Source organism: Chryseobacterium camelliae (assembly GCF_002770595.1).
In the GTDB taxonomy this organism is placed as follows: domain Bacteria; phylum Bacteroidota; class Bacteroidia; order Flavobacteriales; family Weeksellaceae; genus Chryseobacterium; species Chryseobacterium camelliae.
This window is the reverse complement of sequence record NZ_CP022986.1, coordinates 1,789,388-1,803,909: the sequence shown is the minus strand read 5'-3', so window position 1 is coordinate 1,803,909 and position 14,522 is coordinate 1,789,388. Positions and strand designations below refer to the sequence as shown.

Here is a 14,522-nt window from a genome sequence, read left to right as displayed (position 1 = left end):
AATACCATACTGGGTTTTATCCGGGTTAAATGCAAAAAAAATCCTGCGGTAATTTCGCAGGATTTGAGTTTATTTTCTAGGCTTTTCAACCCCTTTCCATTCTTCGCCGGCCTTTCGGTACTGGCTCAGGATAAAAGTTTTGAAATCCTTGGTTTTGTATTCGATGTTATCCGTATTCTGCTCGAAAGGCATGATGTAATAATAATCTGCATCGGTTTTATCAGTTTTATTCCCTTTTTTTACGGAAGGTACGTATTTTGAAAACTTATAGTTCGGCAGGTATTGTTTCAGCCTTGCGTAGAATGCTTTGTTTTCCTTCTCTTCCGGGATAATGTTTACAATATTGAAATCATCATTTTTCTTGTCGATCCAGAGATAAAAAGTTTGTTCCTCCTGTGTTTTCCTGTTAAGTGAGTTAAAGGAGAAAAGTTCCTTAGGTACCAGTTCCTTGATTCTTTCAGGGTCCACTTTCGTAAAATATTCTCCCTGGGAAGGATCTACATACGTTTCCAGGTTATGCATCAGCACGCTGTTGTTCTCGAAATTCTTATTTTTGAAATACTGGTTCAGGGACAGCTCTGCTGTTTCTCTGAGCTCTTTTCCTCTTGCATCCAGTTTTTTGGTAGGATTCTGCGGATTTACTTTTTTAACGAATTCGTAAAGGACTACCGGCTTTATATCTTTAAGGTGCGGATATGTTTTCAGCTGTTCAGCCTTTACAAGCCAGTAATACTGCTGGTAATAATCTTCTTTGTCATTTTCCTTCACACTTTTATAGGTTAAAGCAAGCTTTTTTGAGTTAAGGTATCTGCCGTATTTTCCCTGTGCAAAAGCAAAGCTCATTGATAATAAAGCAAACAAGACGGTAATGTTTCTTCTCATTTTTTATAATTGATATTTTCGTTTTCCAAATATAATTATTTATTAGATATTATTTTTTATTAACGGTTAAATTCTGACAATATTATTAACGTTAATGCAAAAGAAAATCCTGTATGACTACAGGATTAATAAATTTTAAAAATTGCATACCGAGAGAATGGATATAATTGATGATTGATCAATGATCATTGACATTGGATATTCCGCTATCAAATCACCACTAGCATCAGATCAATGGTCAATTCCTGCGGATCAATGGTCATTTAATTTTATCAAAATTCACCGGTGATGCACAATTCACAATTGACCATTCGTTTTTACACCTGGTCGTATGACGTCTCATGCACTTTCACCGCTCTTCCGCTCGGATCATTCATTTTCTTGAAGGCTTCATCCCATTCCAGGGCAATAGGCGTAGAGCAGGCAACAGAAGGTACGGAAGGTACTGTAGCTGCGGCAGTTTCACTTGGGAAGTGTTCTTCAAAAATCGTCCTGTACCGATATTCTTCCTTATTCTGAGGCGTATTCAGCGGGAACCTGAAACGGGCATTGGCCATCATCTCATCCGTTACTTCTTTTTCTGCAACTTCCTTCAGGCTGTCGATCCAGGAATAGCCTACCCCGTCAGAGAACTGTTCTTTCTGTCTCCATACGATCGATTCAGGAAGAAGGTCTTCAAAAGCTTTCCGCAATACCCATTTTTCAATTTTGCCTTCAGCTACGCTGATCATCTTGTCCTCAGGGTTGATGTTCATGGCAATATCCATAAATTCCTTATCTAAAAACGGTACCCTGCCTTCGATTCCCCAGCTCATCAGGGCTTTGTTGGCTCTGAGGCAGTCATACAAATGCAGTTTACTCAGTTTCCGTACCGTTTCGTCATGGAATTCCTTCGCATTGGGCGCTTTATGGAAATACAGGTAACCTCCGAACAGCTCATCCGAACCTTCACCGGAAAGGACCATTTTGATTCCCATGGATTTAATGACCCTGGCCAGGAGGTACATCGGGGTAGATGCCCTTACCGTGGTAACATCATACGTTTCCAGGTGGTAAATCACATCCCGGATGGCATCCAGCCCTTCCTGAACCGTAAAGTTCACTTCATGATGTACAGACCCGATATGGTCTGCCGCTTTACGGGCGGCTTCAAGATCAGGAGATCCTACCAGGCCTACGGCAAAGCTGTGCAGTCTCGGATACCAGGCTTCCTGCGTATCGCCGCTTTCCACTCTCTGACGGGCGAATTTTGCCGTAACGGCAGAGATCACGGAAGAATCAAGGCCGCCTGAAAGGAGCACGCCATAAGGCACATCGCTCATCAGTTGCCGGTGAACGGCATCTTCAAGCCCTTTCCTCAGCAAGTCTATATCCGTTTCATTGTCTTTGACGTGGTCAAAAGACTCCCAGTCTCTTTTATACCACTGTTCCAGTCCGCTTCCGTCTGCACTGTATACCAAATGTCCGGGTAAGAAAGTTTCTATGGTTTTGCAGATGCCTTCCAACGCTTTCAGTTCAGAGGCTACATAATAGTTTCCGCTTCTGTCCCATCCGTGATACAGAGGGCAGATACCCATATGGTCGCGGGCAATAAGGTAAACACCTTTATCCATATCATAAAGGGAAAAGGCAAAAATGCCGTTCAGTTGTTCAAGGAAATTTTTCCCGTATTTTTCATACAGGGCCAGGATAACCTCGCAATCCGACTGGGTCTGGAATTCGTAGTCAGAGAATTCCTCTTTCAGTTCGCGATGGTTATAGATTTCACCGTTAACGGCTAATACAATACGGCCGTCTTTGCTGAACAGCGGCTGCTTTCCTGAGGTAGGATCTACAATAGCCAGCCGTTCATGGGAAAATACCACTTTATCATCCTGGAAGACCCCGCTCCAATCCGGACCTCTGTGGCGGATCTTTTTAGACATTTCCAATACCTGAGGTCTCAATATTTCAGTTTTCTGTTTGGCGTCAAACAGGCACACAATTCCACACATTTTATTGTTATTTATAAATCAAAAGTAGAGTTACAATTTATAAATAACAATAAAATTTTTATTAAAGTTTAAAATTTTAATTAAATAATTTATTTTGTAGAAATTAATTAACTTTTTGTGTTAAAATCAGGATCTGAAATTGATTTTTTTCTTCACAAATGAATGATGTTACCCTCATACGAAATAAAAACTAAAAAAACGATGCTAAATGGTAATTTTTTATTAGAATTTTAATCGTTATTTTGTGACTCGAAATAATTTTTTTTCATCATTTGTGTTTTTACCTTCTTGTAATTCAAATTACGAGAAGGTTTTTTTTATTCATTTCCCAGCAGTACTCCCGACACATTCCATGAGCTGAAGCTTGTGCCTTCACGCGGTCCCTGAGGGATTTTTACCTGTATAACATGTTTTCCGGCTTTAAGGCTGCCTAATGAGATGAAGTCAGGATTGGTTACCGTTCCGGGGCACCAGTTGGACCTGCTGAGATCTGAGGAGGAAAGACCATCCGGGAAATTTCCTGAAGCAGGATTATACAGGCGGTAAGAACCGCAGTCCGTCCTCCAGGGGATGAAAGAAAATATCATTTTCTCGTCCAGAAGTATGGTATTGGCCTTAGGGATGAATTCGTCTCCGTTTTCCCATCCGCCATGTCCGGTAGTGATGTATTTCAGCTGTGCATTATTCAGGTCTTTCTTTAAATTGAATTCTACCAGCAGTCCTTTGTCTTTGTCAAACATGGTGGAATACTCCTGTCCAGCCATTTCCATGATGTTCAGCGTGTTGAAAAGAGGAATGACCGTATTGTTCCTGTAAATATTCTGGTCACTTTTATGGATGGTGATTTCCAGGCTTACTTTATGTCCGCCCTTATCGTAATTCCCGATGAATGTGCCGATCCATAATTCCTTTCCGGACAAGGCCGGTTTGAGATCCGTAATGTCTTCACGATATGGGCTTACCGTCTGCCATTCCTTTCCCTTCAGCTGGATGTGGTTGAATTTCTGGATGCCGAAAGCGGTAAAAAACCTCATCATTTCTACAGGAGCCAGGTATTTTTCATCAGAAACCACGCCGAAGTACTGCTTCCCGTTCCCGTTTTCATATACCGGAAGTGTTTTAACCCCTTTCTCAAGCCCGTCCAGAAAAGACATGGATTGATCCTGCGGAATAAAGAATACGGTTCCCGTCCTGTCGTAGGCATCTCCGTTAGACTGCTGTTTAAGGTCAACAAAAATATTTTCCCCTTCACTGATGGCCGGAAACTTTATTTTCTTCAGGATAATCGTTCCGTTGGCAAATCTTTTCACCTGTTCGTCTGATTTTGAAGCATCAGAAAAATTAATGGTTTCATTGTCAAAAACCTTCAGGGTGGTAAAACGGCTTTTCCAGAGCAGGTCCCTGTATCCCAGCTGGTCCGTTGAGGTTACTGTCCCTTTCATAAGGCTTTCAACGGATGTTTTTTTTACCTTTTTGATAGATTGGGCGGTCAGCAGGTTGTTTTTATTGCGTTCGATTTCCAGGACCAGACCAAGGTTCTGTCCAAGGGTTGAAGGCCCGCCGTTGATCTTGAGATCATTGGTATACCAGACTTCTATGGTATTGGAATTGATTTTGGTGACTGCTTTTTTACAGTTATAGCCCAGGATCTTTTTGGTTTCTGATGTGAAGTCAAAAGTCTGTTTTCCTACCGATTCGGTATCAGATGCGGAAATAATTTCTCCGGGCTTTAGAAAAGCATAGGATACGACTGTATTGGAGGGTTTTTCAATCTTGGTGATTTCAAAAGGGTATTCGCTTTTCTGCTCTTTTATGGTTGTATTGAGTATAAAATTCTCTTTGTCATTGACCCATACCAGCGTAGGAGGCTGGCCGGGAGATACCTTCCCGTTAGAAGAACTGATGTACTGTATTTCATAGGTCTGCGCATAGCCTGAACTGAATACGGCAATAAAAAAGAAAAAAAATAAAAATCTTGTCAGCATAAAAATAAATTTCAGATGAAGGGTAAAAATTAGGTTCAAAAATAATTCTTTACTGTTGCCGGGCAAAACAAAAGCTACCCCTGCAGGGTAGCTTCATATGGTAAGGCGGTTTATTTAGGCAATACGCTCGATTAAAGCCATATAAAACCCGTCATATCCCTGACTTGGCATTACTTTTTCGTCTTTAATCATTTTAAAGTCCGGATTGTTTTTCAGGAATTCCTCTACCTGCTCATTATTTTCGGAGGGAAGAATAGAACAGGTGGCATACACCATTTTTCCTCCTTTTTTAAGGATTTTGGAATAATCCTGAAGGATTTGCTGCTGTTCCGCTTTTATCCGGTCTATAAACTCCTGGTCAATTTTCCATTTGCTGTCCGGATTTCTCTTCAGTACACCCAAACCTGAACATGGCGCATCTATCAGCAGCCTGTCGGCCTTTTCGTGAAGGCGTTTGATGACTTTGTTGTCAGAGATCAGCCTGGTTTCTATATTATGGGCTCCGGCTCTCTTGGCGCGTCGTTTCAGCTCTGCAAGTTTCCATTCAAAAATATCCAGGGCAATGATCTGTCCTTTGTTTTTCATTAAGGCAGCCAGGTGAAGCGTTTTTCCTCCTGCGCCTGCACAGGCGTCCACCACCCGTTGTCCTTCCTGTACATCCAGGAAATACCCTATTTTCTGTGAAGAAGCATCCTGTATTTCAAACAGTCCGTCTTTAAACGCGCTGGTCAGGAATACATTTTTCTTCTCCTCCAGCTGTACCGCATCAGGATAGTTTTTTATAGGATAAGAAACCACGTTTTCATCTGAAAGATCGGAAATAAGTTCCTTGGTTGACGTTTTCAGGGAATTCGTCCGCAATACGGTAGGGGCCTGTTCGTTCAGGGCCTGCATCTCTTTTTCCCAGTTCTGTCCGAGTTCCTTTTCCAGGGTTTCCGCCAGCCACTCCGGGATGGAATATTCAATGGCTTTGGTAGGGACCGTTCCTTTTTTAAGTTTGGTAATGATGTCGGCGATTTTGATCCCGTCGAATTCCTCAAATTTTTTATAGTTCGTCTTGCTCCACAACAGATAGGCAAGAATCAGCTTATAGATGTTATTGGGTTTTACGCCTTCTCCCATGTAGTACTCCAGGCGTTTCTTCCAGCGGATGATATTGTAGAAAATTTCAGAAACCACAGCCCTGTCCTGGCTTCCCCATTTTCTGTTGGCTTTTAACAGCCTTTCGATAACTTTATCGGCATATTTGTTTTTTTCGAAAAAAGTTTCCTGTAAAGCATCGTGAATTCCGATTGCTAAGTTTCTGTGAATAAGTTCCATTTGGGACATTTTAAATATTGAGCTTTAGACTCTGAAAAGCTAAAGTTCTGCAAAAATACGGTTTTTATTTGAACACAGGCAGGATAAAGTTTTGGCATTGAGGTCCTGAAGGTTTACCTGGGAAATTTTAAACCTGAATTATTTACATAATATGATAGAGCGTGCACTTTTACACAAGAGAAAAAACTGGATCCAAAACCTTACCTTTGCAAAAACTGAAAAAATATGAGTAATCCTGTACTTTGCCCGAAATGCGGCTCCGAATTTACATATCCGAGCGATAATGTGATGGTATGTTCCCAATGTTTTTATGAATGGAATCCTGAAGAGGCAGCTTCTGAAGCATCTGTTTCCGGTAAAATACTGGATTCCAACGGGAATGAGCTTCAGGACGGAGATTCTGTAGTGGTGATCAAAGACCTTCCTGTAAAAGGTGCCCCGAAGCCTGTGAAAGCGGGAACTAAAGTTAAAAATATCAGATTGAGACCGGACAGTGACCATAATATCGACTGCAAGATCGACGGATTCGGATCCATGGCCCTGAAATCTGAGTTTGTAAAGAAAGCGTAATTAGATAAATTCTTACTTTCCTGATAATATAACAAGCAGCATGAATATCCAAAACAGGCCACAGATCACAACCGGAGAAAGGATAAAAGCTATTGTAGGTGGTTCGGTTGGCAATCTGGTTGAATGGTATGACTGGTACGCCTATGCGGCATTTGCCATCTACTTTTCCAAGTCGTTTTTTCCGGATTCCGATATGACGGCACAGCTCCTGAACACGGCAGGGATTTTTGCCGTGGGTTTTCTGATGCGGCCTGTGGGAGGATGGATGTTCGGAAGTATCGCCGACAGGGTAGGGCGGAAAAGAGCTATGACGCTTTCCGTGCTGCTGATGTCTTTAGGCTCCCTTCTGATTGCCCTTACGCCTTCTTATGGGACCATAGGTGTTTTAGCTCCGGTGCTGCTGCTTCTGGCACGGCTGCTTCAGGGACTGAGTGTAGGCGGGGAATATGGGGTTTCGGCAACCTATCTCAGTGAGATGGCTACGGAAGACCGGAGAGGATTCTATTCCAGTTTTCAGTATGTAACCCTCATTGGCGGACAGCTGATTGCCCTGGGCATCCAGCTGATCCTGCAGAAACTCCTGCTAACCGAACAACAGCTTGAAACCTGGGGCTGGAGGATCCCATTTGTCATTGGTGCTGTTCTGTCTGTAGTTGCTTTGTACCTGAGGTCAAATCTCCATGAAACCGAAGCTTTTGAAAATAAAAAAGGCACCGTCCGGGATAAAAAGGGTACCATAAAAGAACTTCTTAAGCATCCTCAGGCACTTCTTACGGTGGTAGGATTGACTTTAGGCGGCACGCTTGCGTTCTATACCTATACGACTTACATGCAGAAATTCCTGGTGAATACCGTCCATTTAAGTAAGGAAGAGTCCACGCTTGTTTCCTTCGTTTCCCTGTTTCTGTTTGCGTGCCTGCAACCGGTTTTCGGTGCATTGTCCGACAGGATCGGGAGGAGGTCCCTGTTGCTGGCATTCGGGATATTGGGGACGGTAGGTACGGTTCCTTTATTGACCGCACTCAGCCATACCACTTCTATGGGAATGTCATTTGTATGGATTATGATTTCACTGATCATTGTCAGCGGATATACCTCTATTAATGCTGTTGTGAAGGCAGAACTTTTTCCTTCCGAAGTAAGAGCTTTGGGTGTAGGACTTCCTTATGCCCTCACCGTTGCTGTATTTGGAGGAACGGCTGAATATATTGCCCTGTGGTTCAAGCAGGCAGGAGTGGAGCACTATTTTTACTGGTACATCACACTCTGCATATTCTTTTCACTCGTGGTTTATTTCCGGATGAAAGATACGCGTGAGACGTCAAAACTGAATACAGATATCCAATAAAAAACCGCTGCCGTTGAGATGCTCAGGCAGCGGTTTTTTAATTTTCGGGCACAAAAAAAGGAAAGAATTGGACAGTGTTATCTTTCAAAAGACTAGATTGCAGACTGCTAATGTTCGTCTTCAGGGGCAGAAAGAGAATTAACCAAAAATTTCCTTATGCTGTAAAAAACAAATGTAAGATATTTTTTTTAAAGCATTCTTATAAATGCAATAAATTTACCTGTTAATTCAATAAATCCGGTATAATATTACTGCATCTCCGCAGTCATGCAGGTTAAAAGCATCGGATGATTTATTTGCGGAAAGCAATCCGGATCTGGTTTTCCTGAATTTTACCTCCTGTTTCCATTACCATCTCCTTATGGTTGATCCTGATGATCGTTCGGTAATGGTTTCCGGCAAACCTGCTCTCCAGTACTTCGGCTTCCTGCCCGTTATGATTGATGACGATCTCATGGGGATAGTAGAAAAACTCAGGAATGCCTAAATCTTTCTGTTCCTGTTCACTGAATATGTTCACTTCGCCAAAGAGCCTTGCTACGTATGGATTATAAGGATGCCTGTAAATTTCTTCGGGATGGTCATTCTGGATCAGCCTTCCTTCCTGAAGGATCACAATGCGGTCCAGCCATGGCATGACATCCTGAAGCTCATGCGTAGAGATCATCAGCGAAATGCCGTGTTGCTTCACATATCTGAACAGCCGCTCACGAAGCTCTATCTTCCTGGGGAAATCAAGGTTGCTGAAAGGCTCATCAAGAATCAGGAGTTTTGGGAGTACGGAAAGCGCTCTTGCAATAGCCACCCGCTGCTGCTGTCCTCCGCTCAGGTATTTTGGCAGGATTCCGGCGTAGTCCTGTAGGCCTACCACTTCAAGCAGTTCGGTAACGGTAGCTTTTTTATGGGCCAGATTAATGTTAGAGATAAATTTACCGACGTTTTCTGCGACCGTAGCATACGGCATCAGGTCAAAATTCTGGGCAACCAGCTTCATTTCCGCTTCACCGGGAACCAGGTTTCCTTTCGGGCCCATAAGCTTCCGTCCGTCAAAAATAATTTCACCGCTTTCCCAATCCAGTTTCCCGTAGATTAAATTCAGTAAAGTGGACTTTCCGCAGCCGCTTTCTCCGGCAAGCGCAACAATCTTCCCTTCTTCCAGTTTCAGGTTGAGGTTCCGGAAAAGAGGTCTCTCTTTCGAGTACGAAAAATTAAGGTGGCTGATCTCTAATAGCATATGGCAAAGGTAAGGTTTTTAGGAAAAAACTATTTTTTTTATTATCTTAGCAGGGATAATAAAATCATGACAAAAATGAGAAAAAAACTGCTTATATGGGCCATTCCTGTATTTTTTGCGGCTACGACGGTAGTTTCGTGTAAAAAAGAAAAGCCCGTTGCCAGCGAAAGCAGTGAAGTAACCACCACCAAAAATGGCAGCCAGTATACGCTGGATACCCTGAACAGCAGAATAGAGTGGAAGGGATACAAGATTTTCAAGTCTGAAAGTACCAGCCATTTCGGGACCATCAAGTTTGAAAGTGGCGATGTGACGGTACATGACGGTAAGCTGGAAAGCGGAAAATTTGTAGCTGACATGAACTCCCTCACCTCTGTAGATCTGAGGGATGACAAAACACAGATGGACAAACTTAACGGGCATCTGAAAAGCGGAGACTTTTTTGAAACGGATAAATTCCCAACCGCTTCCTATGAAATTACCAAAGTGACATCCGTTGCAGAAGGAGATTACAATACGCTTCTGGATGGTAACCTGACTATTAAAGGAATTACCAGGCCGGTGCAGTTTAAAGCCAATGTATCCGTTAAGAAGGGAGGAGAAGTAAGCATTGCCACGGAACCTAAGGATGTCAGCCGGGAAGAGTTCGGAGTAAAGTTCCAGGCTCCTGCCCAAAATGGTGTCATTAAAAACGAGGTGACCCTGCAGATCAACGTTAAAGCTTTAGAAAAGAAATAATTTTTTTATTTAAGTGAAATAAGTGATTGAAGTCTGCCTCTCCGCAAAAGGGGCAGATTTTTTATATGATTGGGAAACATATTCAACGGAAAAACGTATTTTTGCAAAACATTTTGAAAGGGCAAGATAATGATAGAAAAGATAGAAGAACTGCTTCTTGAGGTAAACAGCTTTAATTCCGCTTCCAAAGAGGAAATTGAAAACTTCCGGATTAAATACAATGGTAAAAAGGGGATCCTGAACGATTTTTTTGAAAAGTTCAAGGAAGTTCCGAATGACCAGAAGAAAGAATTCGGACTTAAGCTTAATTCCCTGAAAGATGCTGTTAAGGCAAAACTTGAGGACCTAAAAAACGCTACAGCCTCTTCCCTGGTTACAGAGAAAGAAGACCTGACAAGGCCTGCTTTTCCTCTGGACTTAGGATCCAGGCATCCTATCAACCTGGTGAAAAACAGGATTATCGAAATTTTTAAATCCATCGGGTTTGCCGTAGCAGACGGACCTGAGATTGAGGACGACTGGCATAACTTTACCGCCCTGAACCTCCCTGAGTACCATCCGGCAAGGGATATGCAGGATACTTTCTTCATTGAGCAGAATCCCGATATCCTTCTGAGGACCCATACTTCCTCCGTACAGATCCGTTACATGGAAGAAAACCAGCCACCGATAAGGATTTTATCTCCGGGAAGGGTATTCAGGAATGAAGCGGTATCTTCACGTTCGCACTGTATTTTCCATCAGATCGAAGGGTTGTACATCGATGAGAATGTAAGCTTTGCCGATCTGAAGCAGACGATCCAGTTCTTTACTACGGAGCTGTTCGGGAAATCAAAAATCAGGATGAGGCCGTCATACTTTCCTTTTACCGAGCCAAGTGCAGAGATTGATGTATACTGGGGGCTGAATTCCGAGACGGATTACCGTATTACCAAAGGCACCGGGTGGCTTGAAATCATGGGTTGCGGAATGGTAGACCCTGCCGTTCTGAAGAATGTGAATATAGACTCTGAAAAATATTCCGGCTATGCTTTCGGGATGGGGATTGAACGAATTGTGATGCTGCTGTACCAGATGAGCGATATCAGGATGTTCTTTGAAAATGATATCAGAACGTTGGAGCAGTTCAAAACTTTGTAATTTATTTTTTAAATGATATATGAAATCCTGTGAAACCAATCATGGGATTTCTTTGTTTATATAGAATAATTTTCCTGATAAATCCGAAATAACAACCTTCCTGATAGCGTGAGAGGCCTTTTTTTAATCACTGATAGAAAATTATTATCTGAAAATTATGAGATACTATCCAATAATTATTTAAATTTAAAGATTATATGATAAGTCTTCAGTAAATCTTTCGTGAACCTGGTCCGTTTGCTTTCACGCTCATGAATAGTGACTATTGGTAAAAGATTCAGGAAAGATACATTGAAGGCAGGATCCGGGACGGAAGATGGGCCGGACCAAACAAAAAAACTACACAAATTATGAAAAATGAATATAATCATTCCAAAACATTGAGTTTCAGATGGCGCAAAATAGTGCATTATTCGCTGATCGTCTGTATTTTGCTGATACAGCTTATCATTGCCGGATTTTTCTATAATGAAACCGTCAACAGGAAAAACCTCTCCCTGATTGAGAAGCAGCTGAAAGTAGTGGAATCACTGGGAAATTTAACGGATACTTCCAAAAAAGAACTTCTGACAGCACAGGATTACTTCCAGAAGTACCTGGTAAGCCAGGATGAAAAATACCTGCAGTCTTATTTTGGGGCAGTAAGCCGGCTGGGGAATAATGTGGACCGCATCAACCGTTACGGCAACCAGTTCCCTGAAATTAAAGACATTACACTGTTACAGCGTAGTGATTCTTCTCGGGTCCATCAGTTCAAGGCATTAAGTGATTCTGCCTATCAGTATTCAGGAGGGTCCGGATTAAAGCTAAAGACCAGACTGCCGGAAATCCAGAGGTATAAGCTGGATTATAACTTCGATAAGTTTGATGTGCAGACCAAAACCTTTTCGGACACCATTAAGAAAAAGGGGTTTTTCGGCCGCCTGGGAGATGCCATATCAGGAAAAGTCAATGTCAGGAAAGACAGCACTGTTGTAATGGTAAAACAGCGTGAAATGCAGAATGCAGCCAATATAAAAGCGGATTTCGACAGTATACTGAACCTGGTGAACAACCACTATACCGAGCAGGTAAGAAAAATCCAGGTGAACCTGAATACAAACAGGCAGGACAACGGAAAATTCTTCAGAGTATTCGATCATCTGTTTGTGAGCGCGAGCGGGCTGATGAATATGTATGATAAGGCCGTTAAAAATTCAAAATCGGAACTGCAGAAAGAGTATGACCGGCAGAATTCAATGAGCAACAGGATCAGGAATTACCTGATTTTAGGTCTGATGGTATTGATGTTCATTGTTTCTGTACTGATCATGTATCTTACCAGGATGGCTTTTATTTATGAGTACCGGCTGAATGCAGCAAACGAACAGATCCAGGAGCACCTGAACTTTAAAAACAGGATCCTGGGCATGCTGAGCCATGAGCTGAGATCGCCTCTGAAGATCATCGGCATCTTTATCAACAGGATCCATAAGAAAACCAATGACGATAGCATTAAAGAATATCTGAAATCCGTAAGCTTCACGAATAATACGCTGCTGATGCAGGCTAACCAGATCCTGGAGTATACCAAAAACCATCAGGTGGAAAATAAACTGGTTCCGGCTGTTTTTAACCTTAAAGATGAAATTACCTCCATACTGGCGTCCATAGAACCTTATATTGAGACCAGGAACAACCGGTTTATCATAGATGAGAGGATCGCTCCGGACCTTGTGGTTTTTTCAGATAATACCAAGATCAACCAGATCTATATGAACATTATCGGAAATGCCAATAAATTTACCGAGAACGGACAGATTAAAGTGACGGTATATACTGAGCCTGTCAATGAGGCAACCGTAGCCATGCATACCATAATCAGTGACACAGGCGTTGGTATCTCAGAATCGGATCTTGAGAAGATTTTCGAACCTTATTATCAGGGCATCATTTCTGATGAGGTGGAAAACCTGGGCGCCGGTCTCGGGCTCAGCCTCTGCAAGCAGCTCATTGCACTGTACCCCGGGAATATATCCGTCACCAGCAAACGTAACAAAGGAACCACCGTGTCTTTCTATATCCATTTAACCATACACCATGAATCATAAGGATCACAAACCCATCACCTTTCTCCTTGCGGATGACCACAGCCTCATACGGCAGGGCATCATATTCATACTCGAAGAAATAGCATCGGACTTTAAGGTGCATCAGGCTTCAACCCTGCAGCAGATTACAGAAACCGTTAAAACCCATCCCATTGATATTGCCATTATAGATGTCTGTTTCCCCGACGGGAATTTTCTGAATGTCTTACCGGAAGTAAAAAAAATAAGGCCGGATATTAAAATCCTGATCTATACGGGTACTGATGAGAACAAACAGTCACTTAAATTCATCAATGCCGGTGCAGACGGATTCCTCAGTAAAATGAGTGAAGAGGAAGAAGTGAAAGAAGCAGTCCTTAAAATGATTACCTGCGGAGAATATATTTCCCAGGATACGCAGAGGATGCTAATGAACTCACTTCGCAATCCGGATCTGATCGATCCTTTACTATGCCTCACCGACAGAGAGAAAGAGATTGCCGGAATGTATGCTTCAGGATATGGTAATCTCGAGATTGCCAATCTGCTCAATGTCAAGCAGAATACCGTAAGTACAATGAAGAAAAGGATTTTCGATAAACTCAATATCGATAATCTGGTAGAACTGATTGAAATCGTAAGACAAAGCTGACTGTTTCCGGATGTATAATGAATCTGGGTTATTCTGTAGAATTATATCTACAGGCTCAGCGATATGTATCTAAATGTTTTTGTCGTTTTTTTACCCCATCTGTTCCTACCTTTATACTAACAAAAGAGCAGGCGGATAATGAAGAAGGCTAATGCCGTTTGAAAAAAGAAATTTTGATTTTAACATAAAGGTAGTAGAAATTTGGTGGTAAAAAACACAAGTGATGCAATTATTCTTACAGGGCGTAAAAACCCTGTAAGGATTTTTTAAAAAACACATCTGTCACAACACAAACCCAACACCAATCCGATCCTTAAGCAGCTAAAAAGCTCCGGCTATTCTGTAGAATTATATCTACAAACTCAGCGATATGTATCTAAGCCTTTTTGTCGTTTTTTTATAGGATATGTTCCTATCTTTGAATTAACAAAAGAGCAGACGAATAATGACGAAGGCAATGCTGTTTAAAAGAGAAATTTTGATTTTAACATAAAGGTAGTAGAAATTTGGTGGTAAAAACACAAGTGGTGCAATTGTTCTTACAGGGCGTAAAAACCCTGTAAGGATTTTTCTAAAAAACACATCTATCA

Annotated in this window: 11 protein-coding genes; 6 read left to right on the top strand and 5 right to left on the bottom strand. The window is 42.0% G+C overall.

The genetic code is table 11. The features are described from left to right. Window positions 1-69: 69 nt before the first annotated feature. The 4 genes from CGB83_RS08165 to CGB83_RS08150 all read right to left on the bottom strand — a co-directional run bounded on the left by CGB83_RS08165 (window position 70) and on the right by CGB83_RS08150 (window position 6,181). Window positions 70-882: a hypothetical protein gene (locus tag CGB83_RS08165; RefSeq protein WP_100075352.1), complete on the bottom strand. Its 813-nt coding sequence runs from the start codon at window positions 880-882 to the stop codon at window positions 70-72. Window positions 883-1,199: 317 nt separating this feature from the next. Continuing rightward, window positions 1,200-2,876 (bottom strand): asparagine synthase B, encoded by a 1,677-nt coding sequence (gene asnB, locus CGB83_RS08160; RefSeq protein ID WP_100075351.1) that lies wholly within the window; start codon window positions 2,874-2,876, stop codon window positions 1,200-1,202. A 317-nt stretch (window positions 2,877-3,193) separates the two neighbouring features. Beyond that, entirely contained in the window at window positions 3,194-4,861 is a 1,668-nt protein-coding gene (locus tag CGB83_RS08155) for a GLPGLI family protein (protein WP_100077539.1), read from the bottom strand. Window positions 4,862-4,975: 114 nt separating this feature from the next. Further along, window positions 4,976-6,181: an RsmB/NOP family class I SAM-dependent RNA methyltransferase gene (locus tag CGB83_RS08150; protein WP_100075350.1), complete on the bottom strand. Its 1,206-nt coding sequence runs from the start codon at window positions 6,179-6,181 to the stop codon at window positions 4,976-4,978. A gap of 225 nt (window positions 6,182-6,406) precedes the next feature. Between CGB83_RS08150 and CGB83_RS08145 the strand changes: the two genes are divergently transcribed. Beyond that, the gene (locus CGB83_RS08145) at window positions 6,407-6,751 is read left to right on the top strand and encodes a zinc ribbon domain-containing protein YjdM (protein WP_100075349.1); all 345 of its coding nucleotides are present in this window, start codon (window positions 6,407-6,409) and stop codon (window positions 6,749-6,751) included. Window positions 6,752-6,791: 40 nt separating this feature from the next. Then, window positions 6,792-8,099, top strand: a complete 1,308-nt coding sequence (locus CGB83_RS08140; protein WP_100075348.1) for an MFS transporter — start codon at window positions 6,792-6,794, stop codon at window positions 8,097-8,099. 292 nt (window positions 8,100-8,391) lie between these two features. Here the strand turns inward: CGB83_RS08140 and CGB83_RS08135 are convergent, their stop codons facing one another. After that, a complete protein-coding gene (locus CGB83_RS08135; protein ID WP_100075347.1) occupies window positions 8,392-9,333 on the bottom strand; it encodes a sulfate/molybdate ABC transporter ATP-binding protein in 942 nt (313 codons plus the stop codon). A 75-nt stretch (window positions 9,334-9,408) separates the two neighbouring features. Here CGB83_RS08135 and CGB83_RS08130 point away from each other — a divergent pair, with 75 nt between their 5' ends. The 4 genes from CGB83_RS08130 (at window position 9,409) to CGB83_RS08115 (ending at window position 13,932) form a co-directional block, all read left to right on the top strand. Further along, window positions 9,409-10,071 carry a YceI family protein gene (locus CGB83_RS08130; RefSeq protein ID WP_100077538.1) on the top strand — a complete coding sequence of 221 codons (663 nt, stop codon included), beginning with the start codon at window positions 9,409-9,411 and terminating at the stop codon, window positions 10,069-10,071. Window positions 10,072-10,200: 129 nt separating this feature from the next. After that, a complete protein-coding gene (pheS, locus tag CGB83_RS08125) occupies window positions 10,201-11,211 on the top strand; it encodes a phenylalanine--tRNA ligase subunit alpha (protein ID WP_100075346.1) in 1,011 nt (336 codons plus the stop codon). Window positions 11,212-11,561: 350 nt separating this feature from the next. Continuing rightward, window positions 11,562-13,301 carry a sensor histidine kinase gene (locus CGB83_RS08120; protein ID WP_100075345.1) on the top strand — a complete coding sequence of 580 codons (1,740 nt, stop codon included), beginning with the start codon at window positions 11,562-11,564 and terminating at the stop codon, window positions 13,299-13,301. Continuing rightward, window positions 13,291-13,932, top strand: a complete 642-nt coding sequence (locus CGB83_RS08115) for a response regulator (protein WP_100075344.1) — start codon at window positions 13,291-13,293, stop codon at window positions 13,930-13,932. Before CGB83_RS08120 ends, CGB83_RS08115 begins: the two co-directional genes overlap by 11 nt. Window positions 13,933-14,522: the final 590 nt, after the last annotated feature.

Bases quoted from the DNA above. Each gene is read 5' to 3' on its own strand.
- asnB (WP_100075351.1), bottom strand. From the start codon at position 2,876: ATGTGTGGAATTGTGTGCCTGTTTGACGCCAAACAGAAAACTGAAATA.
- CGB83_RS08165 (WP_100075352.1), bottom strand. From the start codon at position 882: ATGAGAAGAAACATTACCGTCTTGTTTGCTTTATTATCAATGAGCTTT.
- CGB83_RS08150 (WP_100075350.1), bottom strand. From the start codon at position 6,181: ATGGAACTTATTCACAGAAACTTAGCAATCGGAATTCACGATGCTTTA.
- CGB83_RS08140 (WP_100075348.1), top strand. From the start codon at position 6,792: ATGAATATCCAAAACAGGCCACAGATCACAACCGGAGAAAGGATAAAA.
- CGB83_RS08115 (WP_100075344.1), top strand. From the start codon at position 13,291: ATGAATCATAAGGATCACAAACCCATCACCTTTCTCCTTGCGGATGAC.
- CGB83_RS08145 (WP_100075349.1), top strand. From the start codon at position 6,407: ATGAGTAATCCTGTACTTTGCCCGAAATGCGGCTCCGAATTTACATAT.
- pheS (WP_100075346.1), top strand. From the start codon at position 10,201: ATGATAGAAAAGATAGAAGAACTGCTTCTTGAGGTAAACAGCTTTAAT.
- CGB83_RS08135 (WP_100075347.1), bottom strand. From the start codon at position 9,333: ATGCTATTAGAGATCAGCCACCTTAATTTTTCGTACTCGAAAGAGAGA.
- CGB83_RS08130 (WP_100077538.1), top strand. From the start codon at position 9,409: ATGAGAAAAAAACTGCTTATATGGGCCATTCCTGTATTTTTTGCGGCT.
- CGB83_RS08155 (WP_100077539.1), bottom strand. From the start codon at position 4,861: ATGCTGACAAGATTTTTATTTTTTTTCTTTTTTATTGCCGTATTCAGT.
- CGB83_RS08120 (WP_100075345.1), top strand. From the start codon at position 11,562: ATGAAAAATGAATATAATCATTCCAAAACATTGAGTTTCAGATGGCGC.